Here is a 24,406-nt window from a genome sequence, read left to right as displayed (position 1 = left end):
TCAGAATGCTTCAGCGTGGGCTTGTTCCACGACATTTCGCAATTCAAGGAGGCGTTTCCAGAGGCGCGCTCCTGAGTCCGCCCTGCGCTTCACCGTGCTATCCCAATAGGCCAGCAGTTTGGAGCGGTCAACAGGGTTGTCTTTGAGGACTACGCCCAAGAGGTACGAGGGCACGAGCGAGAGAGGGTCTCGATCAGACGCGAAATAGGCGTTTTGAAGGCCGATATCCGAGGCCACTGCCACGCATTCGGCGGTGCTCATCACAGTGGATGGCCGCTCTACAGCCCAGCCTTCGGCGCTTCGGCCCGACCTCAAGTCTCTGAACGCCGTGACGATGGCTTCGAGCACAGCTTCATCCACGTTGAACCCAACTCCGGTGCGCGTAACGACTGATTTCGCGCGTCTTAGAACCAGGGCTTTTTCGTGGGCGAGATCGGCTATGGGGTGCACGATCTCAAAGTTGAATCGGCGCTTCAGGGCTGCCGACATCTCGGAGACGCCGCGGTCTCTCAGGTTTGCCGTGGCTATCACGTTGAACCCTGGCTCGGCGAACTCGATTCGCGCCCCTTCCCCTTCCGCAAGCTCGGGCACGGCGAGTCGGCGGTCACTGATGATGCTGATGAGCGCGTCCTGGACTTCAGGAAGGCAGCGCGTGACTTCTTCAACGCGTACTATGGCGCCTGCTCGCATACCGGTCATGACGGGCGAGGGCACGAGCGCCTCGGGGGTGGGTCCATTCGCCATGAGCATGGCGTAGTTCCATCCGTACCTGAGCTGGTCTTCGGTGGTTCCGGCTGAGCCCTGAATCGTGAGTGCGCTGGTTCCAGAAATAGCCGCCGCCAAGAGCTCCGAGAGCATCGACTTGGCCGTTCCCGGCTCGCCTACCAATAAGAGGCCACGCTCACCCGCAAGCGTAATGACCGAGCGCTCGATCAGATCTTTTGGACCCACGAATTTTTGCGTGATTTGCAGCTCGTTGGCCTTTCCTTTTCCAGCTTTCAGCGGTTCGTTGGAGCCGCAAATGAAGGTGACCACGGCACGGGGTGTCAGGCGCCAACCCGGCGGCCTCGGGCCGTCGTCAAACTTTTGTAGAAAGGCGAGTTCTTCGGCCCAAACGGATTCGGCGGGTGGGCTTTGAGCGTTTGACATGGCTATCCTTGAGGATGTTGGAATTGCGGTAGTGGAAGAGGGAGTGGTGCTGAATCGGCCGATACATCGTAAAGGTCTACAGCCATTTGAAGATTCATCCAAAAGTCCGGCGTGGTATTGAGTGCTGCCGCGATTTTGTATGCCAAGGCAGGCGTCAATCGTGTTCGCCCGTTTATCAATCGGTTGATAGTTTTGACATCGACTCCGAGATGCAGAGCAAATTCCGATTGCGTGAGTTCTGCGGGAATCAAGAATTCTTCGGATAGCATCTCGCCAGGTGTCGTGGGCTTTCGCTTTATAGTTCGTCTCATTTTCAATCTCCTCAGTGGTAGTCCACCACTTTCACTTCTTCCGGTCCATCATCGGTCCACCCGAAGACAATCCGCCACTGGTCGTTGACTCGTATGCTAAACTTGCCATCCAAGGAGCCTTTGAGTGCTTCAAGTTGGTTTCCAGGAGGACTTCGCAAATCGCTTAGCTCCGCTGCAGCGTTCAGCATGTCGAGCTTTCGCGCTACGATCCTGCTAACGTTCATCCAGCGGCAGTGTTTCCGGGGAATTTTTCCAGTGTTGAAAAACTCCTCGGCGGTACCATCATCAAAGGAAACTATCATGTTCGACCCTTCCCAAGGGATGGTATACCATTGTGAGGTATTCAGCGCAACACGTCATGAAGAAGTGCGAGTCCTGAAAAGCCAGTAGGCCATAAAAGATAGGGCGGTGCAATTCAGACCCACAGGGAGGAGTTCGGAGAGATTAAAGAAGCTCTCCCAGCCGACGATCGCGTGGAGCAGCCAGACCAAGGTTCCACTGAGCATCGAGGCGATGGCACCTCTAGGGCACGGGGATTCGAGGTAGACCCCGTAGACCAGAGGGGCGAGCAGGCTCACCATGCCGAGTTCGTAACCGGACTCGAGCATGGCGTAGGCGGATTCTCCCCAGTACGCGAGGCCCGTGGCACAAGCCGCCACAATGGCCAGCGATACGCGAGTTAGGCGCAGTGGGTTTATGTGAGAGAAGCGCGGGATATGAGCCAGAACATTGCGGGAAAGTACAGTGGCCGGGGCGAGCAGGGCGCTATCGATGGTGGAGAGCACGGTGCTCATCAGTGTCACCACGAAAACCACCGCGAGCGCGGGATGCAGGAAGAGCGCCGCGAGCTTGGGCAGCGTGGCTGTGCCTTCTTCAAAAAGCATATGGCCGGCGAGGCCCATCAAAATGGGGACGAGGCCGAGCGTGAGATAGAGGGTGCCGGCGCTGAAACAGGCGATTCGAGCCACCTTGACGCTTCGTGCAGAAAACACGCGTTGCATTACATCCTGAGAAGGGATGTTGCCGAGCGCCCCGGCACAAAGCACGCCGAACCAGGTTACAAAACTCGCAAAAGAGTCGGTCTGGATGAACGTGAGTCGCTCTGCCGGAGACGCGAATTGGTTTTGCATAAACGCTCAGCGATTCCAGGGCTTAAAGTCCTTGAGTTCGTGCGGTTGAGGAAAATGACCGTCGAAGCCTATCGCGCGGTCATCGATGATTAAAAAGTAGTCCGGCTTGCCGGTCGCGAACTTGATTCTCTTGAGATATCGCGCGGCGAGTCCGTGGTCGATCAGCCACTGAGTCATCGCGCCAATACCGCCGGATTTTGGGTTCGAACACCTGCGCGAATAGATATGCACCTCGAAATGCCCGGATTGCAAGAGTGTGGTGAGCCATTGGATGGCGTCTTTGCCGGTATTCGAGTCCACCACTGGTCCATCCTTGATTTCCGCTGGGCCGGACCATGGTTGCTCGTATGCGTGCAGCACACCGTCAAAGTCGACGTAGATTTTCTTGAGATCATTGGCCATCTGCCACTCCTTTTCTGAACCTTGGAATCTGACTAATTAGCGCGGCTGCGACGATGAAGCCAACCGTGTAGAAGGTGGCGGAGGTCCATTCTCCAAAATGAAGGAAGACGCCTACCGCAAGCGTGTAGAGTGCGCCGCAGATTCTTGCGCTCATCGGGGCCTTGACGCGGCCAAGTGCCACCGTGAGACACGTCAGACCCGAGAAGATCATGAGGACGACCGAGGCACTTGTGATGATGTCTAGGATGGTCTGGCTCAAGACCAGCGCCGCGGCGATTGCGCATTGCAGCACGAACGAGGATTTGGGCGGGTGATCGCCCTCGAAAGCGAGCATTTTGGGGAGTGCGCCATCTTGAGCCATGGCCGAGTAGACTCTTGGGCCGAGCATGACCATGGCGCTCAGCGCCGAGATGAAGACGCCCGCGGCGGCGAGTGAGACGAACATGGACGCCGTTGGACCCACGAGTGTTTCCATCACTAGATGGGCGAGCGTGACTTTTTCAGAGTCGTAGCGCACCACGCCAAAGGCGGTGGCGGGGTCTAGGTTTGCCACAACGATCCAATTGATAACGAGGTAGAGTGCGCCTACGAGGCTTGCGCCGATGAGCATCGCGCGGGGTACGTCTCGTGCCGGGCTTTTGAACTCTTGTGCGATGTAGATCGAGGCGTTCCAGCCGCTGAAGGCAAAGGCAACCCAGTACTGGTTGGAGACGAAACTCTGCCAGGGAAAGGACTCGCTCGGATTGGGTGGGGTCCAGGTGGGCCAAGCCCATGAACCAAGTACCAGGCCAAATCCTACGAAGGCAAAGACAAAGACGACTTTCAGCCCCACGAGTGCGTTCTGCGAAATCTTGGAAACGTTGAGCCTCCCCGCGTGAACGACCGTGACTGCGAGGAGCAGAATCAGTCCTACGACTCGCGGCTCCACCTCTGGGAATACGCGCTTCAAGAATGCTCCGGCCGCCCATGCGTCGATGGCGATCGTGGCCGAGAATCCCACCAGTAGAGAGGCCCACCCCGAAAGCGTCCCGAGAAACGGATGGAGGTAGTCGTGCAGGTATCGGTATTCGCCGCCTGAGCGCTGGTTTTCAGTGGCGAGTGCACTGTAGGCACGTGCGCCGAGGAGAGCGACTCCTAGGCCGACCACCCATGAAAGCAGGATTTGCGACGCGGTCAGAGTTTGCGCCATGAAGCCGCCGCTTAAGAATACTCCCGCTCCCACCATATTCGCGATGACGAGTCCAACCCCAGAAAGTAGTCCAAGCCCTGAGTCGCGTGACTCGACGCGCATCGCGATACCTCTGATGATGTCTTGCATCGCAAGAATCTATCGAATCGATCCAGTTGCGTCCAGACTTTGAATCTGCGTTGGCATGAGGGGAGAAAGGCAGCCACTCAACCTTCAGTGGGTCCTGGACAGTAGGTTGCGAGTTGCCCTAAATTGCCGCTGGGCGCAATGGCAAAATCGGCGTGTCCTTGTTCCGCGATTGCTTCAACGAGCCAGTAGTTTGTCTGGTTCGTTCCCTGTTTAAGGATTTCTTTCTTTTCGATACTCGACCCAATGACTGTTGCCTGCATGGCTGTTCGGTTCTGTTTGTAGAGGAGCCTCCCGTCTGAGGTGAACGACCGTAGAGAAGGGGCCTCCATCTTTTCGAACGGCGAATCCTCCAAAGTCTTAAACGTGCCGTCAGGCTCTTGCCGAGCAATGTTGAGAGTATTTTTAAAGTCGCCAAAGGAGACGTGAACCCTGCCGTCGAGCACATGGAGTTTGCCCGGTCTTGCGTAAGGTCCCGCAATTTCTTCGGGCTTACTCCAGCCCTCAGCACTTAAGTTCTGATAAATGACTGCATCGTTGTGGGATTCATACTCTCCGGGGTGCATTGAGGTCTTTTCGTACACCGAGAAGTAGAGCGCGTGGAGTTGTCCGCTGTGAGATAGTAGGTGCATCGAATTTGGAGGAACCTGGCTTGAACGAACGCCCAAGAATACTGGTGGAGACCATTTGTCCCCATCAAACGCTCGAATGGCATACTCGCCGAAGGGAGTTTTACCCTCGCTTTCAAAGATAGGATCACGCGAGATTGCATAGAGCTTTCCATCATGAAACGTGGCCTCCACATCCATTTGCTTGTCGTGCAGCTTGAGGGGATTACCCCAGCCTAGAGAGGTTCGTCGAACATGAAACGTGCCCGACTCGTTGTAGAAAAAGACATCAACCCCGCCCTTTGCTCCGATCGCCTCCACAACCCTACCTGTCTCCGATCCGTGCGAAAAGGTATCCACCTTGCTCCATGCTTTTCCATTGAAGGAGAGATGTGAAATCTCTTTCCAGCCTAGAGCTACGACATGGACTTGACCGTCCGATTCGAAGACTTGCCACGAGTTGATCTGTTCGTGGAGGTCGGGGACATTTGCGAACGTTTCACATTCCATGGAGCCCTTGAACCGTTCGGCACCGGGCGCTTTCGATTTACAACCGATTGTGAAGAAGAGGCCCAGTAGTAGTAGGTGAGCGAATCGCAAAACATTTCTCCATTAATGTGGGCTCGTCGGACGTATAGTGGTCCCAAAGATTCAATATGTACTGCGTTTTTTTCTACCGCGTCTGCGAATTATGACAAGACCGAGGAGCAGCAGGGCCAAAATTCCGTTGGATGGTGCGTTGGCTGATGCACATCCACAACCCTCATCCATATCGGCTTGGTCCATGTCAGGTTGGTCGACGACTCCCATATCAGGCATGTTTCCCATATCTTCGTCGGGCATCTCACACCCTTCGATGGGCTCTGAAACACATACGGCATCGGCACAGGTGTTTGTGGTGCACGGGTCGGCATCATCACACTCGGAATCTTCAAGACAACAATCGGCAAGAGGGGCGGTAACGCACGTATTCGCCTCACAAGTGGCGATTGAGCATTGGTCGGGGGCAGCGCACTCGGCGTCGGTCAGACAGCACCCTTCCAAGAGCTCGGCCTCGCATGCGCCCGTTGCCACGTTGCACGTATTGGCGGTACACGCGTTGTCGTCGGCACACTGGGCGTCTTGAGTGCAACAGTCTGGAATGTTCTGGCATGTCGCCGAACAGCACGTACCCGCTACACCGTTCAAGGCGCCTGCATCACATTGCTCGCCTTCATCAAGTGACCCGTTACCGCAGTTCTCGGCACATTGCGTGCCGGCCTCTTGGCCGTCCCCGCTGAAGCCATCAGGGCATTCACACGCGAATCCACCGGCGGTGTTGATACATGTTGCGGCGCCAGGCTCGCCGGAAAAACAGGTGTCTGTGCCCGCGGCACACTCGTCGATGTCCTCGCATTGCATGCCGTTCCAACGAAAGCCCACCTGGCAGCACGTAGTGGGGCCGGCAACGGGTTCGGCGGCAATGGCCGTACATTGACCTGTGCTGCATTCTTCGCACGCTGAATCACATGCAGAATCGCAGCAGATGCTGTCTACACACGAGTTGCTGGCACATTGAGTTGCACGCGAAGCCTTCTGGTCTGAGCGATACGGTCTTTGAGCCCGTTACAAGAACCGGGTTAACCGTATCTCCGCTGCTGCTTCCGTTTCGATTGACCGCATTTCCCCAAATGGAATAGTTCGCGTTTCCCGCGGCGGTCGGCGTCCACGTCATCGTCCAAGTTCGTGGCAAGGTCGCTGGCGTGCTGTGTGACACGTCCGTCGCGTTGAATCTCCTGACACCTGCTCCTGGCGCGGTGGGAAATTCCCCGCCCGTAAGCCTGAGGGAAAAGCCTGCGTGGGATTGAACTGCGTTGGCGACCGTCACGGAAACTGTGGTTGGCAACCCCACGTAGACTTCTTGTTCAAAGGTTATTGTAGGAACGGTTGTACCCGCGCCACCCGAGTGGCAACCGCCGCAGTTTGCAAAGGGATAGCCGCCAGATGAGGCGAGTACTGGCAGCGGAAGTAGAAGCAAAAAAGTGAGCCATTTAAGCACAAAAACTCCAAGGAGAAAGATCGCAGGTCGTGGAATGAAAACTGAGCTTTGCCATGTACTTGGTAGAGATTCCGCTTTCAACATTTTGGTGCATACAGACCAAGAATGGGGTGTGATTCGCCCCAAGACGTCAAGATTTGCGATGAAATGGTGTCTTATCTAGAGTGCGCATTTGTAGCCGAAGATGTGACTTTTCTGGGGAGACGTTATGAATAAGAAGATGTTGGTTTTTGGATGGTTTTTGCTCTTGGTGTTTGGATGCGCCGAGAAGTTAGGACTGCCTGAGAACAAAGATGAGGCTAAACCGACAGAATTGCCGGCGGGTGCGGATGTAATAAGTTGTGAGGGGCAGCCGGATGCCCCTTCTCTTTGTGACTGGTTAGGAAGTGCGGATACCGTGGTGTGGGGTCGTCTTTTGGAGGTGAAAATGGCGGCGTTTCCTGCCGTGGTGGCAACTGACAACTCTCAAATCGTCAATGAGTGCGACGGTCCCGTGAATGGGGCGTTGGAGTTGGTGCTCAGCGTTGAGGAGGTCTACCACGGCAGTCCTGGAGATACTGTCACCATCCGCGTGGGTCATCATCAGCTCGATGAGTGGGAACCGAGGCCATTTTTTGCGCCTCGTAGCGAGGAAATAGAATGGACCACGTCGTCGCCGGGGCTGAAGGCAGGGGATCATATCGGTGCCGCACTCTATCAATCTCCCACAGGAGATATGTGGGGTCTTCTCGGAGGTATCCTTTTTGCTGATGGCGAGGATGGTCGCCTTGTAACCACCGAGCGCACCTATTGTCAGGAGCCGGCACCGGTTGGCTTGGCCGGCCTGACCAGGGCCGAGCTTGGTGAGGCAGTTCTGGCGTGCCCAACCGAGCTCTCGACCGTAGCGATTGCAAGGGCGGAAAAGATGGATTCGGTCTGGGAATCGGCGCCCTATGCCTACGCTGGAATGTGCTTTGGTTCCACCGAACCGGCTACCAATGCGACGGACACGGATTCCGACTAGGCTTGGCTGGTAAAAATCCGCTGACTCAAGTACAAATTGCCTCCTTGTCGACGCCTTTTTTGCCGTCCAAGTTAAGGAGGAGATGTGAAGGCCAGCTCTAGGGAACAACCGCAACCCCAAACCGTTTGCGTACTCTCGCCGGAACTCGCGAACCAGATCGCGGCGGGTGAGGTGGTGGAGCGGCCAGCGTCGGTGGTGAAGGAGCTGGTGGAGAACAGTCTCGATGCGGGCGCACAGCGTCTCGAAGTCGAGATTGTGGACGGTGGCCAAAAGCGCATTCGTGTGGTGGATGACGGTTGCGGGATGCGAAAGGACGACCTCTTGAGGGCCCTTGAGCGCCACGCCACAAGCAAGATTTCGCAAGTCGAGGATTTGTTTCGGATCGGGACGCTGGGGTTTCGCGGTGAGGCCGTGCCTTCGATAGGGTCGGTCTCACGGCTAGAGATTAAAACGAAGCCTCACGGCGAGGTTTCGGGGACGCGGGTCTTGGTGGTGGGTGGGCTCTTGAAGGAGATTGAAGAGGCCGGGATTGCCGCTGGAACCGAGATCATGGTGGAGGACCTCTTCTTCAACACACCCGCACGGCTGAAGTTCTTGAAGACGAGTGGCACCGAGTCTCGGCATATTACCGAGACCCTCATTCGCGTTGGGTTTTCAAGGCCTGACGTCCGAATTCTGCTGAAGAAAGATGGCAAGGTGGTGCTTGACCTTCCGCCGGTTGAGGACCTGCGCGACCGCATCTTGAGCGTGATGGGGCGCGATGTTTATGACGATCTTGTGGAGACGGCGGAGTTTCCGCCGGTGAACGGGATTGTGGCGCGCGGCTACATGTCTAAGCCCGGCCATAATCAGCGAAGCGCTGGCAATATGTACACGTTTGTGAACGGGCGATTTGTGAGCGATTCCACGGTGCGCGCGGCGATTCGTCAGGCGTACGGCACGTTTGTGGAGAAGGGGCGGTGGCCCTCCGTGGTTTTGTATCTGGACGTGCCTTTTGAATTGGTGGATGTGAACGTTCATCCGGCCAAAACAGAAGTGCGTTTTCACGACACGAACTCCGTTTTCCGCGCTGTGTACCACGCGATCGCCGACCAGCTTGCGGCCGCACCATGGCTTGAGGAGCGGCCGGCAAAGGTCTACTCGTTGCGCAAGGTCGATCGGGACAAAACGCCTGAGCTCGTGTCTCCAGAAATGGCGAGTTTTGAGCCGTTGAACGCGAGGCATCGATTTGAGTCAGCGCTTAAGCCCAATGTTCATCGAAACCCAGGCGTTCTCTCACCGTTTTTTGAGCGGCCCAAGTCGCCGGACCTGCAACAAGGGTTTGGGGTGCGCGGCGCAAGCCCGTTGAGTGAGCCACCGCGCGTGAGTCATGAGACCATGGATGCGGTAGGGGCGCAGAACTACTTCTCGTCGCTCCGGGTCGTGGGCCAGTTCAAACGCATGTACATCGTGTGCGAAGACGCCACCGGCATGGTGATTATCGATCAGCACGCCGCGCACGAACGCATAGGTTTTGAGCGGCTCAAAGCGGTCTTTAGAGATGATTTGAAGGACGTGCAGCCTCTGCTCTTTCCGCAACGCATTGAGTTGGACGCGCTTCGCTCTCAAACTTTGGAGGACCAGCTCGAGTTCTTTGAGCAGGCTGGTTTTGAGATTGAGCCCTTCGGAGGGAATTCATTTGTGCTCAAGACGGTTCCGGCAGTGCTTCAGAAGGCCAAGCATGAGGCAATGATTCGCGATGCCATCGATGATTTTGCGGACCAAGGCCGAAGTGCACGCGTAGAAGAGGCTATGGAGTCCGTATTATCACGCATGGCTTGCCATTCGGTGGTGCGTGGTCCCACGGACTTGAGTATAGCGGAGATGGAAGCACTTTTGGTGCAGATGGATGAGATTGATTTTAAGGCGAATTGCCCTCACGGCCGGCCCGTGTACTACCGCATACCGTTGATGGAATTGGAAGCGAGCTTCGATAGGCGCTAAGTGTTGCACAGATTCTTGTTCATATGGGCGTGGGCCCTGATTCTAGTGGGCTGTGCGTCTGAGCCGGAGCGCAAACCTTATGTAATGCCTGGGGCAACAGATTACCTGGTGGCTCAACTGAATATCCGTGGCACTGACGCGATCGATTTGTCCGAGCTTCAGGAAGGGTTGGTGACCAAGGAAGACCCGGGTTGGCGTGCAGATGTTGGGTGGATTCCGCTTATTGGTTCGGAGCGTTCGTACTTTAACTCGGTGGAGTGGGAGCGCGACCTTCAGCGAATAGAGACGTTCTATAAGTCTCGCGGTTACTTCAACGCGAAGGTGGTCTCGAAGAACGTCTTGCAAGACAACAAGACCAAGACAGTGCGCCTGACGATTCAGATCGAAGAGGGTGAGCCGGCCAAGATATCTGAAATCAATATTGAGGGTATTGACCGCGCCGAGATCGACCCCGCAGATTTGCTCAGCGTGGTGACGTTTAGGCCTGGAGACCGTTTCAACGAGAGCGCCTACGGGCGTGCGAAGGAAGAGATTTCGCTGCAGGTGCAGCGCAAGGGCTACGCGTATGCGACCACGCGCGGCAGGGTCTTGGTGGACCCCGTTGCTGAGACTGTGGAAGTCAACTTCTACGTAGATGTGGGGCCAATCTGTACGTTTGGAGACGTGAAGATTGAGGGCCTTGATACGGTAGACCGCGAGTTCATTGAGCGCGCGTTGGCCTTTGAAGAAGGTCAGAAGTTCAATCCAGACCTGCTCCAGGAAACTCAAGAGAATATCTACGGTTTGAGGGTCTTTGGTGTGGTCCAGGTGGCTACTGCGCGCGAGCTCGAAGCCTTTAGTGCGCCTGGTGAGGCGACACAGGCTGCCAAGCCGGAAACGTCAAATCAACGAACTTTAGGTGTCAGCGACCTTCAGAATTCGGCGTTTGAGACGGCGAAGCAGCGCCAAGACTTGGAGCCCGTGGTGCCAATCGTGGTGCGGCTAAAGGAAAACAAGCTCTGGACCGCACGTGTGGGTGTTTCGGCCGAAGCCGAGGTCAACCGACAGGCCGTGCTCGCCCGATTTGATTGGTCTAATCCGAATTTCTTCGGCGGATTGAGGCGAATCGAGCACTTCAACGCCATCGGTTGGGCGTGGGCGCCCACCATTTTTGACCGCGCGAACGACGGTTATATTCTGAAGAGTGACCTTCGATTTACACGTCCGCAGTTCCTCGAGCGCATGACCAATCTAAAGGCTCGCGTGCAGATTGAGCGCGATGTGTTTGAGGGTTATAATCTCTTCACGCCGCGATTTCAGATTGGTCTCGAGAGGCCGTTTTTCAAGCGCCTTACGGTCGAGATTCTCTACAACTTCTCGTTCAACCGAATCACCAACGTAGACCGCTCGCTCGCCCTATCCGACGAGTTTATTGAGGACTACGTCTTGGAGTATCTGGAGCAACGGATTCGCCTCGATTTCAGGGATAATATCCTAAACCCGCGCTCAGGTTGGATGCTGGAGCTCAGTTTCCAAGAGGCTATGGATTATCTAACGCTTGGGCAGAGTGATTTTGTGAAGGTGAGTGCTGGCGGCGAGGTCTACTTTCCTTACGAACTCTGGGTCCCGCAGGTTCTGGCGTTTAGGACCAGGCTTTCCACAATTTACAATGTGGGACGCGCTACCGGGATCCCGGTGCCAGAGAAGCTCTATGCGGGTGGCGTGGACTCGATGCGTAGTTTTGGGCGCCAACAGATTTCTTACTACACGCAGGCAGGGGAAGCTTTGCCGATTGGAGCACAGAGCTCGATGGAGGCTGCCATCGAGAGCCGTCTTCGCCTCTCCAAAAACGCGCTTGGAATTGGCGATTTCTGGGGCGTTCTTTATGTGGATGCGGCATCGGTGTCGCGAGGCCAGCTCTTTACCGATACGGAAGCGAATGAAACCGGGTCTGTGCAGATTTCAGAGCTCGTGGACACGATGCTCTACGGTGCGGGCCTGGGCTTTTTTTGGCTGACGCCTATTGGTCCGATTCGTGCCGATTTCGCCTACACTATCTCGGATTTGGAGAACGATATTCGTTTCCGAAGATGTCCTGCTATCATTGCAGATTGCACGTTGGGGAGTGCGCTTCCCGTGGACCAGGACCCCATTCAAGAGCGTATCTCGGGCTATAGTTTTTACATCGGAATAGGACACTCGTTTTGAGCGATACACCTTCAAAAAAACGGTGGGTGTTGCGCGGGCTCTTGGGGCTCGTGGCCGGCGTTTTGGTGTTGGTGGTGCTCGCGTTTGTGGTGGTCCAAACCCCATGGGCTAAGGGCCAAATTCGTGATTTGGCCCAAGATTTAGCGGGCGATTCTCTTAACGGCAGACTGGTGATTGGCGAGCTCTCTGGCTCGCTCCTCGGCGGACTCGAGCTTGAAGGTGTCGAGCTCTATGACACGGATGATGTGATTGTAGCTCGCGTGGTGCGTGCCGAGGCCACTTACGCAATCTGGGGAGCCCTCGGGGGTGAGCTGACGGTAGATAGCGTGAAACTCAGCGGGGTTGAGCTCTACGCGAGGCAGGGGGCGGACGGGCTGAATCTGGCGAAATTGGTGAAGCCTTCTGAGGAGCCGTCGGAGCCGCCGCAATTCAACGTGAATCTACCCGAGATCGAACTCGAAGGGGCGCTCGTCTTCGTGAACGAAGAGTTTATTAGCGATGATATCCAGACCATCGAAGCGGCGAGCACTCGCGTGAAGCCCGAGTTCAGCGAAGATTCGAATCTTGGTGCGCTGGTAGTTTTGGACAAGCTCGCAATGAAAGCGGGGGTGAAGCTCGATTTGGGCACGGGCGGTGTGGTTGCGGACCTTGAGTCCTTGAGCACCAACGTTGCGGTCGAAGGGGTACTTCAGAAAGAGCTGAAAATTGAAGGTTTGAGCGCAGTGGTGGCTGCGGAATCGCTGAGCGCCACTCTCGAAGAACTCAAGGTCGAAGGAGTGGCGAGCATCACGGGGCTAGCGGCGTCCATGAAGGGCGAGGTCGTGGAGTCAAAAGGTGATTTTGAGATTCTTGGCGAGCAAGATTGGCTCGACGGGTTGAGTCCTGTGAATCTGAAAAAAGGCGTGAAGGGTAAGCTCAAGGCGAGCGGCCCTCTCAGCGCGTTGGACGTTGGGTTGGAGCTTAGCACCGACGGGGCGGGGAAGGTCTCGCTCGAAGTACTGCTCAGCGGGATTGCTGCTGAGGCAGAGGGAGAGCCGAAAACCAAAGGCAAACTTATCGTCAGCGGTCTCAGGGCCGATGAGATTTTGACTGAGATTCCCCTGACTTCGCTCGTTAATTTGGAGCTCGATTTCAACACCGAAGGCCTCGACCCCCAGACGCTTCAAGCCGAAGCGGTGATGCGGCTAGGAGTGGTCGAGGTGGATAACTACCGGCTTAACTCCGGTGAAGTGAATGCTGTCTGGAAGGACTCAAAGGTTGAGATTACCCGGCTGAACTTGGATTCGCCTTATGCGGTGGCAGAGCTGACGGGCGCTTACAGCCTATCCGGTGATTTGGCTATCAAGGGGAGTTTGAATACCGGGGATTCCATGGGTGAACTTTCAAAGGTCTTCAAGACGGATACCAAGGTTCAAGGCAATCTAGACCTCGTGGGCAAGCTCAATCTCGAAGAGACGGGCATTGGACTTGTGGAGACTTTGGCCGGCGATATCCGTTGGGATCTCCGCGAGTTTTCCATGGAAGACGTGGTGATTCCGGAAAGTCGAGGGGACCTTAAGATCGATATTCGTTCGCCACGGCCTGACACGCGGTCTGTCTCGGTGAAAGGGGATATGCGGGTTCGCCGCGCGAGTGCTGCGGGCATGCGGGTCGGGCTGGCAGAAGCTGTGTTCGATTTGGATACCCGGGTTTCTAAACCTTTTGAGAGTTTGGCTGATTTTATCCAAGATCTGCGGCTCAACGCTCGTGTGAACGTAGCTGGTCTTTCGGGGCCCGGCATTCGAATTGCGAACTCGAACCTTAATCTGAACGTCCGCGAAATCGCCAATTCACGGTATTCGTACAGCGTGAAGACCAACAACCGCGCGCTAGATTTTGGTAGTGCTACGCTTGGCAAGGCGAATGCGGACTTGAGCGGTGCGGTGACCATCAACGCCCGTAAAACCGGAGCCCAGATGGTCGAATCCATTTCGGTGCGCGGTGATGTGGAGGCGGAATCCCTGAAAATGCAGGAGGAGAGGCTCGGCATGGTGCGTGCCAACATTCAAGTGGACGGGCCTACCCAAGATTTGAAGGGAACGGTGGATTTTAGCGCTCAGGATGTTCCCGTGGGAGCACCGGAAAAACGCCTCTACGAGTTCTCAGACCTCGTGGGGCAGCTGGTGTTGACCGGAAAAAGGGAGTTCGAGGTTCGAGTCTCCGGAAACCAGGTCGAAGGCCGCGCGCCCCAGAATATCGCGCTCGAATTGACGGGATCCTATGCACCAACCCTGGATGATTTTGAGATCCATGGCCTCTCGGTTAGCCCTGGAGATAACGGCTGGGTCATTGAAAACGGCATGAGTTTCGACACCAAACGAGGCATCTACAGATTCGACAATGTGCGGCTGAAGCAAGACGAGCAGGAGATTCAAATCAACGGCCACTTGCATATGGGTGTTGACCAAGATGTAGAGGGCCGCGTCCAGGGCTTTAAGATTGAAGATCTGCCCAATCAGTTTGGGATTCAGGACTTCCCGCCGGTGAAGGGGCAGGTTGATGGCACGTTCAGTCTAAAGGGCACCGCCAAAAAGCCCGAAGCGCTGGTGGACCTGACTTTTACCGATTTGTACTGGGAGGATTATGGACCGTTCACGATCCGAATTCAGGGGTCTTATGAGGACGAGTTGTTACGTGTTCAGACGCTCGAAGTAGAGGGCTATGAACGCGAGATTCTAGCGGGGGCTGGAAGCGTTCCGATTCGTTTGGAAACCACAGGTAAGTGGGAGATTTTTTGGGATCGAAACTTTGATCTGGGAGTGAAGCTTCAAAAACAAGATCTCTCGTTTTTCTCCGAGATTTTGCCTCAGCTCACCATGTATTCACTCGAGGGCGAGGCGAGCGCTGATGTGAGTATTCGGGGCCGGGTGTCGAGCCCTGAGATCGAAGCCTCGTTTCTTCTGGCCGATGCCGCCTTGACCATGCCTCGGCAAGGCTCGGATTTGCGCCTCGGACCTATGCGCCTGAGGTCAAAGCTGAGCTATCAGGAAAGTGACGCGGAAGGTCTAGATGTTCGCTTCGAAGCCGAGATTTTGGACCGCAACGACGAGGGCCTGGTGATTCAGGCGTACAGCGGGCTGCCTGTGGCCGAGATCGTTCAACGCGTGCTCAAAGGAGAGGATATTGGCGCAATGCGTGCCCAGATTTTGAATAGTCCCCTTCGGCTGAATATGCAGCTCAATGAGTACGACGTTCAGCGCATCAATATCTCCGAATTTAGAGACGCAAAGGCGGAAGGGACGATTGGAGTTCAGGCGATGGTGCAAGGTACACTCGGTGAGCCAAACGCCGGTCTGATGTTTAGTTTGTCGGGGTTTGGATGGGATAGATTCCGGGATATCGAGCTAGATATCGAATCCAATATTTCTGAAGAGATGTTGGAAATTTCAAAGCTCAGGCTAGAGTGGGATGCCGATGAAGTGTTTACCGGAGAGGCGAAAGTTCCGTTCCCGATTCGCTATGTGTTTGGGGACCAAGATCTTCAGGATTTGCCGATCCGTGCGCAGTTTCGTATTCCCGAGCTGCCGGTGGCCAAGCTCAGCGCCATGGACTACACGTTCGCGAGTATCCGCGGCACGATGCAGGCCGAGATGAACGTGGCAGGCAGCCTCTCGTCGCCGGAATTCGATATGGTTCTGGGAATCAAGGACACGCTCTTTGCCAACCGAAAGACGGGCGATTTGAACTTCGATGTGCGTGCGATGTTTGGCCGTGCCTCGGTGAATATGTCGGTGACGCACGACGGCGAAAAAAGTGCTGTTGTCGTGGGCGATTTCCCGATTCTCACCGATATACTCGCCCTTGCGGCTGGGCAATCACCGCTGGCCGAGGGCGATTTGGCGGTTGCTATCAAGGCTGAGAAGACACCGCTCGCCGGCTTGCTTCCGGCCAGAATTTTGGACCGAGTGATGACGCAGGTGAAGGGCACTTTGGATACCGATTTTGCGATTGGAGGGACGTGGCAAAATATCGAGCCGCGAGGCTCGTTTGCCATCGAAGGATTGAACGTTTTCTTCCCGACTCTCGGGCGAAGCGTAGAGAACGGGAAGCTTCGGATTACCGCGCAAAAGAACTACTTGGACGTAGAGGAGATGCACATCGAAGAATCGAATTCTTCAGTGGATATGAGCGGGCGAATTCCAATCGCGAACATGATTCCCACCGGTGCCAAGATCAACCTGAACTTGGACAATGTGGCCACGACCGGCTTCACCCCGATGCCCGTCTACGTGAGCGGGAATGTGGCGTTGGATGCTGACCTGACACAAGAGTTGACGAGTGCCAATGTGACCGTGAATGACCTCGTGTTGGACGTTCCTCAAAATAATCAATCCAATGCGCATCCGTTGGACGTAAACTCGGATATCGTGATTTTGGAGCGGGCTGAGATGGACGCGGGCATGATGATGATTCCCGATTTGGCGAAGCTCACGGCAGGCGGGGCAGCGCTGGCTAAGATCCAGGTATCAATTGCTCCGGAAAGCCAGCTTCGACACCCGAACGCTGTGGTGAGATTCCGCGGGGATTTGGCGCTCGATGTGGATTCGAGCGGTGCGACGATTTTGGGTGAGATTCAAACTTCGAGAGGTGAGGTGGAGTTCTTGGGCAAGAGCTTCCGAGTCGATCAGGGCATCATCGCGTTCACCGGGGCATCTCCGCCAAATCCTAGGATCCAGGTAGAAGCCTCCTACGCGCTCGATCGCGCGGTGACCGACGTGGTTGGGCCGGCGACCTCTGGCGACCCGAGAGCGGTGATCCGTGTGAGTGGAACGGCGCTTCGCCCGGAGCTTCGCATGAGCAGTGACCCTCAGATGACTGAGTCTCAGATCATCTACGTTCTGGTCAGCGACAGGCCGCCCACCAACGCCGCAGGCGAGGAAGAGGGCGTTGCGTCACAGGCGGTTGCAGCCGCATCTGGGATTCTCTCCGGAATGCTCAAGGAACGCGCAAAAGGGTTCTATCCGGTGGATATGCTCAGGTTGCGCACTGACGAGACGGGAATCTCCGGTGTTGAGGTCGGCAAGTACTTTGGAAAGAACGTCTTCTTCGCCTACGAATACGTGTTCGGTGCCGATGAAGGAGAGAACACCAACGAAGTTCGAGTGGAGTACCAATTTGCCCCAAGCTGGTTGGTCGGGTCACGATTTGGCGACCAGGCTAACGGCGCACTTTTCCTCTATTGGGATATCTTCTGATGCGATTCATTTCGGGTTTGTGGCAGCGCTTTAGGGCCGCGGTGTGGAAACTGGAGCAAGAAACGCTGGCGTTTAAAGAGGCCAACGGTGACCGTTTCGATTTCAAGATCGCTGGCGTTTTGGTGCTGGCCTGCGTTTGTGTCTCGGTGCTCGAGTATTATGGCGGGTCAAGCGATTACCGACATTGGGCGCCGGTCATAGGACTCATCGCCGAGAATCCGGAAAACGGGCTCCGAGAGATTTTTCGAAGGGGCGAATACGCCGAGCTCTTCCGGCTCATGTACTGGGCGGGCTCAACGTTTTTTTGGTATCTTCTGATCCCTGCGCTCTTCGTAAAGCTGGTCCTGAGGGGAAGCCTTCGCGAACACGGCCTGAGCCTTAAGGGTACGGTCAAACACTCCTGGATCTACGTGATTCTCTTTCTGATCGTCTTTCCATTTGTGGTGGCCGTGGCGTTCACCCCGGAGTTTCAGAACACGTACCCGTTCTACTCCAAGGCGGGCGAGAATTGGCGCGGGTTCTTGGCATGGGAGATGGCATACGCACTGCAGTTTTTGAGTCTTGAGTTCTTTTACCGCGGGTTCTTGATCCACGCCTTGAGGCCCAGATTTGGGTTCTACGCGGTGTTCATATCGGTCATTCCGTATTGCATGATTCACTTCGGAAAACCTTTCCCCGAGACGATAGGCGCCATCATTGCGGGCCTCGCGTTGGGCACACTTTCCGTGTTTACCCGCAATATTTGGGGGGGCGTGATGATTCACGTGGCCGTGGCGTTGTCCATGGACTTTCTCTCGCTCTTTTTGCGAGGAAAATTCTGGTTTCAGCTCTGAGCGTTGCGCGCAAAGTCGAGGACCATCTCCACAATTTCTTCGGGAGAGTGAGACGTAGAGTCTATTTCGTGGGCGTCGGCGGTCTTGACCAGCGGTGATGCACTTCGTTGGGTGTCGCGTGCGTCGCGATTCTCGATCTCCGTCTGAATCGCCGAGACGTCCGGAGTTTCGCCCTTTTCCTTGAGCTGTTCGGCGCGTCGTCGTGCTCGCTCTTTGGTGGAAGCCGTCAGGAAAATTTTAACTTCTGCGTTTGGGAAAACCACCGAACCGATATCTCTGCCTTCTAATACACAATCAGACTGGTTGCCCATTTGGCGCTGAAGGGCCACGAGAGCCTCCCTGACGCTTTCGTGGGTCGAGACCATGCTCGACGCCTTGGAGACCTCTTCCGTGCGTATAGCGTCGCCCAGGGGCTCGCCGTTGACCTTGATACGGTTGGTCCCGTCAACCCATGCGAACTCGAAATGAAGTTGGTGGGCGATCTCGCTGAGCTTTTCAGCGTCCGCGAGATCCACGCCGGCTTGCAGCGCCTTGAGCGCGACGGTGCGGTACATGGCGCCAGTATCGATGAGTTGGAACCCAAGGCGTTTGGCCACTTCCGAAGCAATAGTCGATTTACCAGCCCCTGCGGGCCCATCGATGGCGACGATCATTGGACCTCCTCAAGTGCCGCCTTGAGTGCGCCGACGCAACGCTCCATCTGGGCTGGCGTGCCCAGCGTGATGCGAAGGTGGTTTGGCAGACCGTATCCCGCCATCGGGCGAGTAATGACGCCGTGGCGTAGCATCGCTTGATAGACGGCGCCTCCAAGTGGTTTGTCTGCCTCTGGCATCTCGACCAACAAGAAGTTGGTCTGTGAAGGTGTGTACTTCAACTCCATGTCTTCCAAAGCGCGCTTGAAGAGCACCATGGATTCCGCATTGGCTTTGACGGTGCGCTCTACAAAGTCTTGGTCGAAGAGCGCGGCGGCGCCAGCGGCCTGGGCCAGGATATTGACGTTGAAGGGCTCGCGAATGCGGTTCATGTAGTCGATGAGCTCCGTTGGTCCAACCCCAAAGCCCACTCGCATTCCGCCGAGGCCGTAGCATTTGCTAAAGGTTCGAAAGACCAAGAGGCGTTCGCGAAGCCCGCGTAGCTCAAGTCCGCTCGTGTAGTCGTCTGCGTCCGCGTATTCCACATAGGCCTCGTCCAGCACCACGATCACGTGAGGTGGTACCTCTTTGAGGAAGTTCTCGAGCGCCTTTCTTCCAACGTAGGTTCCGGTCGGATTGTTGGGATTAGCCAGAAAGAGAAGCTTGGTGTTCTGGTCGCAGGCGGCAGCGAGCGCATTGAGGTCCTGCTCAAAGCCCGGCTGAACGGGAACGCTCGTGAAGGGCACGTTGGCCGCCGTCAACACAATCTTGTACGCCACGAAACCATAGTCCGAGATGACCGCATTTTCACCCGGGCACGCGAACGTTCGCGCAGCGAGCGTGAGGAGCTCGTTGGAGCCGTTACCGGTGATGATCTCGTTCATCGGGATATCGAACTTCTTCGAGACAGCTTCTCTCAGCCTGAACGCGGCACCATCGGGGTACATATGAGCTTCGGCCAAAAGACTCTGCATGGCTTCGACGGCTTTTGGGCTAGGTCCGAGCGGGTTCTCATTGCTCGCGAGCTTGATGGAATTTGAGATTCCGAGTTCGCGCTCGAGCTCGTCGATAGGCTTGCCGGGCTCGTAGGGTCTGAGGGTCGAGATATTTTCGGAAACGAGTTTGGACATTGGTCAACTCTTGTAGGGGTCTTGATCTTGCGCCCAATCGAGGTTGGGGTCTTCGCCTTCAAAGAACGCGCAAAGATCCTCAAGCATGCGGGCACGGATTCTAGCGTCCTCAAGCTCAGGGGCAAGTGCCCATTGGATTTGGGGTTCACTTCGGAGCCATGAAAGCTGTTGTTTGGCGAACCGGCGTGTGTCTTTCTGTAACTCAGACACCATCTCAGGCTCGCTCCATGTTCCTTCTCTCAAGAATCTGGCGTGCCTGTAGCCGAGGGACATCAAGGGCTTTAAGTCGGGACTAAATCCACCCTCAATGAGCGCGTCGTATTCGGCCATGAGTCCGCCTTGCATCATCGCGTCTACGCGTGTGTTGATGCGCTCATAGAGAGATTGGCGGGGGCGATTCAGGGCGAGCTTAAAGGCTCGGAACCGCGGGTCTTGAAAATTATGCGCATCTTGGAGGCGGCTGAGAGGTGTTCCCGTTTGTTCAAACACCTCGAGTCCTCGAGATATGCGCACGAGGTCTTGATGGTGGATGCGAGCGGCGAGCGTAGGGTCCACGCGTTCGAGCTCTTTGTAGAGCCAGATCACCCCGTAATAATTTGCCAGTTCTTTGTGGCGCGCGCGGATGCCATCATCTGGCGGCGGGGCATCAAATAGCCCATGGACAAAGGCCCTCATGTAGAGGTTTGTCCCACCGGCGGCGATGATGTTTTTGCCACGCGCGACGATATCCTCGACGGCTTTGTCGGCCTGAGCCATGAAATCAGCGACGTTGAAGTCTTCATCAGGACTCAGGATGTCGATGAGGTGGTGAGGCACCGCCGCTCGCTCCTCAGAGCTGGCCTTGGCGGTCCCAATGTCGAGACCACGGTAGACTTGAAGTGAGTCTACCGAGATGATCTCGGCATTGGCCGCCTGAGCCAACTCGAGGGCAAAACGTGTCTTGCCGACGCCCGTGGGGCCGGCGATGACGATCAGAGAGGGTAGGGACATAGTGTCAAAAAAAGGCGACCACAAATGCGGCCGCCTTTTTGAAAGCTCTGGAGCTTAAGGATTAATCTTCTTCAGCTTCGCTCGAAAGATCGCCGAGCTTGCCTTTGAGAAGGTCACCAAGCTGGTTTCCACCTTGGACTTCGTCCGCGTACTCGCGGAGATCGCCACGCTCGTTGCGTCGCACGAAGCTCTTGATGGAGAGAGCGATCTTGCGGTCGCGCGAATCCACGCTGATAACTTCAGCTTTGCGGTTCTCGCCTACGGAGACGATGTTCGCTGGATCTTCGACGCGCTCGTTCGAGAGCTCGGAGATGTGGATAAGACCTTCCACACCGTCTTCGATTTCTGCGAAGGCACCGAAGTCGGTGATCTTCGTAACGACGATGTCGACAATCTTTCCTGGTGGATAACGGTGAGGAATAAGTTCCCAAGGATCAGGCTCAAGCTGCTTGATACCGAGGGAGAATCTCTCGTTGTCCACGTCGATGTTGAGGACCACTGCTTCCACTTCGTCGCCTTTCTTGAAAGCTTCGGATGGGTGCTTGATCTTCTGCGTCCAGGAGATGTCCGAGATGTGGACAAGACCGTCGATGCCGTCTTCGATACCGATGAACACACCGAAATCGGTGATGTTGCGGATCTTTCCGAGGATGCGTGTACCGACTGGGTAACGCTCTTCGAGAAGGGTCCATGGGTTCGGCTCGATTTGCTTCATGCCGAGGCTGACTTTCTTGAGCTCTGGGTCGAGGCTAAGAACCACAACTTCGATGATGTCATTTTCGTTGACGATCTTCGATGGGTGCTTGACGCGCTTGGTCCAGCTCATTTCGGAGATGTGGATGAGGCCTTCGATGCCGTCCTCAAGCTCCACGAACGCGCCGTAGTCGATCAAGCTGACCACGCGGCCAAGTACTTGAACGCCTTCTGGGTAGCGGTCGTTTGCGCCTTCCCAGGGATCAGGCGAGAGTTGCTTGTATCCAAGGCTGACGCGCTCGGTGTCCGAGTTGAACTTGAGCACTTTGACGCTGATTTCGTCGCCAACGTTGAAGAGTTCGGATGGGTGAGCAACGCGTCCCCAGCTCATATCAGTGATATGGAGGAGGCCGTCGATTCCGCCGAGGTCAACGAACGCACCGTAATCGGTGATGTTCTTGACGATACCTTCGATGATCGCGCCTTCGTGCAAGCGGTCGAGGGTCTTGCCCTTGAGTTGCTCGCGCTCTTTCTCGAGGAGGGCGCGACGGCTGAGGACGATATTGCCGCGCTGTTGGTTGAACTTGATGATTTTGAACGCGTACTCTTGGCCGATGTAGCGGTCCAAGTTGCGTGTTGGGCGAAGCTCGACCTGGCTGCCAGGAAGGAATGCTTTGACGCCGATGTCGACCTGAAGGCCGCCTTTGACACGCTGAGTAATTCGGCCGCGAACGAGCTCGTCGTTCTCCACCTTCTTGGCGATTTCGTCCCAGACACGGAGACGGTCTGCTTTCTCTTTCGAGAGCAAGCACTGTCCGCTTGAGTCTTCTTTTTGCTCGACGTAGACGTCAATGGTCTCGCCAGCTTTCACTGCGATCACGCCGTCATCGGTCTTGAATTCGTTAACTGGGATGCGTCCTTCGGATTTGAATCCGATGTCGACCAGGACGTAGTCGGGGCCGACTTCCAAAACCTTACCTTTGGTGATTTGATTTTCTTTCACCTCAGCTTGATCGGTTTGGTACTCGGCGAGGAGCGCTTCGAAGTCTGCGCTAGATGGAAATTGGGTTGCCATGAATTACTCGAAAATTAGGTACACGTTAGGGAAATCAAAATCACTCCCTCCCCATGAGGCAGCGTAATCTTTCCAGTTAAATACTTATCCCTCAAAATGCCCTGAAGTACTGATGAAATAAGGCGATTTGAGGGTTTCCGGCTCCGCGGAGCGCGCAACCTAGCGGCACAACTAGGAGTTGTCAAGTCAGGGGAGTTCTCTTTCGGCGAAGAAGGCCAAACCCAATCAAGAGGATCACGATGGTCCATGGTGGACCATCCGTGCTCGCGCATCCGCAGCCCGTGTTCTCCAACTCGACGTCATCTTCAAAGGTCTCCTGGTTGTTCGAGTTATTGGATTCACCGGAATTGGTGTTGTTGGCGTTATTGGTGTCGGTCGAGCCGTTGGTGCCGTTGGTTTGGTTGGAGTTGGAGCTGTTGGTTCCCGAGTTGGTGTTGTTCGGGTTGTTCGGATTATTGTTGTTGTTCTGGCTCGGGACTTTGGAATCCAGAAGGTCTTCAAGGTTTGTCGCAATCACGCAGGGCGCGCCGAGACTATATTCGAGAGCGCCGATGTCGAGGGGGGCCGTTCGAGCGCGACCGCAAAAATCGTGAGTAACGTTTTCGTCGCGGCCTTGATCCACCACTTCCTCGGCGGAGAGCAAACCAAAGTTGAGGTTTGGAGCGTCTTGAAAGTACTGACCAGGGTCGATCTCAACGATATTGTTGGATGAATCTGAGATGGTGCCAGAATCGCGTTCCCGTACACGACCGTCCACGAAGTTGTTCGCAATAATCGCCGTCGAAGAATCAAACCGGATGTCGATGCCACTCGTATCAACAAGCGTATTGTTGAGAATCGAGGTGCCTGCGCCCTTGTTGATGTAAATGCCCACGTCCGAGCAATTTGCGATGATATTGTTTTGGAGCAAGCCGTCCTGATGTTCAGGGGTACAGGATTGGTCCTCGCAAATGGAGTCCGGAGATGTGCCACCGCCGCCGAGCGAGAGGCCAATTGTGACGGCGCCCGGGTCTTCGAACCCATTGGAGCAGGCCACAAAATTGGAGTCGAAAACACCGTTGCGGCTATTTCCCTTCAGGAACGCGCCATAGGAGATTCGGTTGCCTTCGCCCTTGACGAAATCCCGGATGATATTGTGTCGGATGACCCAATCGCGCCCGCCTACGACGTCGATCTTGGTGACGGGATTCGCGGTTTGACGAGGCCTCGTGTCGGAGAATTCGTTGAATTCGAGGAGTACGTTGTCTGGAAATTGGCGCGGCTCGCCTTCGCCATTGGCCTTGATCTGCGCGTTAAAATCATGAAGTCCGCACCCGCGTATGGTGGTGTTGTCAGCGCCGCCCACGATATGAAACGCGTGTTCACAATCGTTATCATCGGCGCAGACGCCGCGAATTGTGAGGTTTTGGAAGGTCCAGTCTGGCGCGCTCACCTTAAACCCCTCGAGGGCATCAAACTCGATCACGGCGTCTTGACCGGTGAGTGTGACGGGTCCCGGCCGGTTGACCGAGATATTTTGATTCACGCGATACGTACCGGCCGCCAACTCAATGGTGTCTCCGGGTTCCGCGTTTGCGATGGCGCCCAAAAGTTCTTCAGTATTGGTTACCGTTTGTGCGCTCGCGTCGAGACAGAGAAGGGTGAGTGCGGCTGCGGCCGAGAGGCATATTTTGAAATTCATGTTGATTCCGAT

The 24,406-nt window shown here is 55.6% G+C and carries 19 protein-coding genes; 5 read left to right on the top strand and 14 right to left on the bottom strand.

Translation table 11 applies throughout. The features are described 5' to 3' along the window. The 9 genes from FRD01_RS05365 to FRD01_RS24970 form a co-directional block, all read right to left on the bottom strand. Positions 1-1,149, bottom strand: a complete 1,149-nt coding sequence (locus tag FRD01_RS05365; protein WP_146958332.1) for an ATP-binding protein — start codon at positions 1,147-1,149, stop codon at positions 1-3. Between the two features lie 2 nt (positions 1,150-1,151). After that, a complete protein-coding gene (locus tag FRD01_RS05360) occupies positions 1,152-1,460 on the bottom strand; it encodes a HigA family addiction module antitoxin (RefSeq protein WP_146958330.1) in 309 nt (102 codons plus the stop codon). Positions 1,461-1,471: 11 nt separating this feature from the next. Then, positions 1,472-1,762: a type II toxin-antitoxin system RelE/ParE family toxin gene (locus FRD01_RS05355; protein WP_146958328.1), complete on the bottom strand. Its 291-nt coding sequence runs from the start codon at positions 1,760-1,762 to the stop codon at positions 1,472-1,474. 54 nt (positions 1,763-1,816) lie between these two features. Next, the gene (locus FRD01_RS05350) at positions 1,817-2,590 is read right to left on the bottom strand and encodes a sodium:solute symporter family transporter (protein ID WP_146958326.1); all 774 of its coding nucleotides are present in this window, start codon (positions 2,588-2,590) and stop codon (positions 1,817-1,819) included. Positions 2,591-2,596: 6 nt separating this feature from the next. Next, positions 2,597-2,992 carry a hypothetical protein gene (locus FRD01_RS05345; RefSeq protein WP_146958324.1) on the bottom strand — a complete coding sequence of 132 codons (396 nt, stop codon included), beginning with the start codon at positions 2,990-2,992 and terminating at the stop codon, positions 2,597-2,599. Continuing rightward, positions 2,982-4,310 carry an APC family permease gene (locus FRD01_RS05340; RefSeq protein ID WP_146958322.1) on the bottom strand — a complete coding sequence of 443 codons (1,329 nt, stop codon included), beginning with the start codon at positions 4,308-4,310 and terminating at the stop codon, positions 2,982-2,984. The genes FRD01_RS05345 and FRD01_RS05340 overlap by 11 nt, the downstream gene beginning before the upstream one ends. Before the next feature lie 77 nt (positions 4,311-4,387). After that, the gene (locus tag FRD01_RS05335; RefSeq protein ID WP_146958320.1) at positions 4,388-5,515 is read right to left on the bottom strand and encodes a hypothetical protein; all 1,128 of its coding nucleotides are present in this window, start codon (positions 5,513-5,515) and stop codon (positions 4,388-4,390) included. 51 nt (positions 5,516-5,566) lie between these two features. Beyond that, positions 5,567-6,337, bottom strand: a complete 771-nt coding sequence (locus FRD01_RS05330; RefSeq protein WP_146958318.1) for an MYXO-CTERM sorting domain-containing protein — start codon at positions 6,335-6,337, stop codon at positions 5,567-5,569. Between the two features lie 82 nt (positions 6,338-6,419). After that, positions 6,420-7,037: a choice-of-anchor V domain-containing protein gene (locus FRD01_RS24970; protein WP_430700845.1), complete on the bottom strand. Its 618-nt coding sequence runs from the start codon at positions 7,035-7,037 to the stop codon at positions 6,420-6,422. 124 nt (positions 7,038-7,161) lie between these two features. Here FRD01_RS24970 and FRD01_RS05325 point away from each other — a divergent pair, with 124 nt between their 5' ends. From FRD01_RS05325 to FRD01_RS05305, 5 genes are all read left to right on the top strand, one after another. Then, positions 7,162-7,956 (top strand): hypothetical protein, encoded by a 795-nt coding sequence (locus tag FRD01_RS05325; protein ID WP_146958317.1) that lies wholly within the window; start codon positions 7,162-7,164, stop codon positions 7,954-7,956. 84 nt (positions 7,957-8,040) lie between these two features. Then, a complete protein-coding gene (gene mutL / locus FRD01_RS05320) occupies positions 8,041-9,939 on the top strand; it encodes a DNA mismatch repair endonuclease MutL (RefSeq protein WP_146958315.1) in 1,899 nt (632 codons plus the stop codon). 3 nt (positions 9,940-9,942) lie between these two features. Beyond that, on the top strand, positions 9,943-12,126 hold the full coding sequence (locus FRD01_RS05315; RefSeq protein WP_146958313.1) for a BamA/OMP85 family outer membrane protein: 2,184 nt from the start codon (positions 9,943-9,945) through the stop codon (positions 12,124-12,126). Continuing rightward, positions 12,123-17,360, top strand: coding sequence for a translocation/assembly module TamB domain-containing protein (locus FRD01_RS05310; RefSeq protein WP_146958311.1), 5,238 nt, complete (start codon positions 12,123-12,125; stop codon positions 17,358-17,360). Before FRD01_RS05315 ends, FRD01_RS05310 begins: the two co-directional genes overlap by 4 nt. Next, positions 17,360-18,193 carry a CPBP family intramembrane glutamic endopeptidase gene (locus FRD01_RS05305; protein WP_146958310.1) on the top strand — a complete coding sequence of 278 codons (834 nt, stop codon included), beginning with the start codon at positions 17,360-17,362 and terminating at the stop codon, positions 18,191-18,193. Before FRD01_RS05310 ends, FRD01_RS05305 begins: the two co-directional genes overlap by 1 nt. Here the strand turns inward: FRD01_RS05305 and cmk are convergent. The 5 genes from cmk to FRD01_RS05280 all read right to left on the bottom strand — a co-directional run bounded on the left by cmk (position 18,184) and on the right by FRD01_RS05280 (position 24,394). Further along, positions 18,184-18,846 (bottom strand): (d)CMP kinase, encoded by a 663-nt coding sequence (gene cmk, locus FRD01_RS05300; protein ID WP_146958308.1) that lies wholly within the window; start codon positions 18,844-18,846, stop codon positions 18,184-18,186. The two genes, FRD01_RS05305 and cmk, sit on opposite strands and share 10 nt — an antisense overlap. Next, entirely contained in the window at positions 18,843-19,955 is a 1,113-nt protein-coding gene (gene hisC / locus FRD01_RS05295) for a histidinol-phosphate transaminase (RefSeq protein WP_146958307.1), read from the bottom strand. Before hisC ends, cmk begins: the two co-directional genes overlap by 4 nt. Before the next feature lie 3 nt (positions 19,956-19,958). Next, positions 19,959-20,945, bottom strand: coding sequence for a tRNA (adenosine(37)-N6)-dimethylallyltransferase MiaA (miaA, locus tag FRD01_RS05290; protein ID WP_146958305.1), 987 nt, complete (start codon positions 20,943-20,945; stop codon positions 19,959-19,961). 61 nt (positions 20,946-21,006) lie between these two features. After that, positions 21,007-22,713, bottom strand: coding sequence for a 30S ribosomal protein S1 (locus FRD01_RS05285; RefSeq protein WP_146958303.1), 1,707 nt, complete (start codon positions 22,711-22,713; stop codon positions 21,007-21,009). A gap of 181 nt (positions 22,714-22,894) precedes the next feature. After that, on the bottom strand, positions 22,895-24,394 hold the full coding sequence (locus FRD01_RS05280; protein WP_146958301.1) for a right-handed parallel beta-helix repeat-containing protein: 1,500 nt from the start codon (positions 24,392-24,394) through the stop codon (positions 22,895-22,897). Between the last annotated feature and the right edge of the window lie 12 nt (positions 24,395-24,406).

It is taken from the genome of Microvenator marinus, assembly GCF_007993755.1.
GTDB lineage: Bacteria > Myxococcota_A > Bradymonadia > Bradymonadales > Bradymonadaceae > Allomicrovenator > Allomicrovenator marinus.
The sequence above is the reverse complement of the archived record's forward strand: the minus strand, read 5'-3'. Positions and strand labels throughout refer to the sequence as shown.

What these genes read in the sequence shown, in the direction of transcription:
- FRD01_RS05365 (WP_146958332.1), bottom strand. Translation starts at nt 1,149, where the DNA reads ATGTCAAACGCTCAAAGCCCACCCGCCGAATCCGTTTGGGCCGAAGAA.
- FRD01_RS05360 (WP_146958330.1), bottom strand. Translation starts at nt 1,460, where the DNA reads ATGAGACGAACTATAAAGCGAAAGCCCACGACACCTGGCGAGATGCTA.
- FRD01_RS05355 (WP_146958328.1), bottom strand. Translation starts at nt 1,762, where the DNA reads ATGATAGTTTCCTTTGATGATGGTACCGCCGAGGAGTTTTTCAACACT.
- FRD01_RS05350 (WP_146958326.1), bottom strand. Translation starts at nt 2,590, where the DNA reads ATGCAAAACCAATTCGCGTCTCCGGCAGAGCGACTCACGTTCATCCAG.
- FRD01_RS05345 (WP_146958324.1), bottom strand. Translation starts at nt 2,992, where the DNA reads ATGGCCAATGATCTCAAGAAAATCTACGTCGACTTTGACGGTGTGCTG.
- FRD01_RS05340 (WP_146958322.1), bottom strand. Translation starts at nt 4,310, where the DNA reads ATGCAAGACATCATCAGAGGTATCGCGATGCGCGTCGAGTCACGCGAC.
- FRD01_RS24970 (WP_430700845.1), bottom strand. Translation starts at nt 7,037, where the DNA reads ATGTTGAAAGCGGAATCTCTACCAAGTACATGGCAAAGCTCAGTTTTC.
- FRD01_RS05325 (WP_146958317.1), top strand. Translation starts at nt 7,162, where the DNA reads ATGAATAAGAAGATGTTGGTTTTTGGATGGTTTTTGCTCTTGGTGTTT.
- FRD01_RS05305 (WP_146958310.1), top strand. Translation starts at nt 17,360, where the DNA reads ATGCGATTCATTTCGGGTTTGTGGCAGCGCTTTAGGGCCGCGGTGTGG.
- cmk (WP_146958308.1), bottom strand. Translation starts at nt 18,846, where the DNA reads ATGATCGTCGCCATCGATGGGCCCGCAGGGGCTGGTAAATCGACTATT.
- hisC (WP_146958307.1), bottom strand. Translation starts at nt 19,955, where the DNA reads ATGTCCAAACTCGTTTCCGAAAATATCTCGACCCTCAGACCCTACGAG.
- miaA (WP_146958305.1), bottom strand. Translation starts at nt 20,945, where the DNA reads ATGTCCCTACCCTCTCTGATCGTCATCGCCGGCCCCACGGGCGTCGGC.
- FRD01_RS05285 (WP_146958303.1), bottom strand. Translation starts at nt 22,713, where the DNA reads ATGGCAACCCAATTTCCATCTAGCGCAGACTTCGAAGCGCTCCTCGCC.
- FRD01_RS05280 (WP_146958301.1), bottom strand. Translation starts at nt 24,394, where the DNA reads ATGAATTTCAAAATATGCCTCTCGGCCGCAGCCGCACTCACCCTTCTC.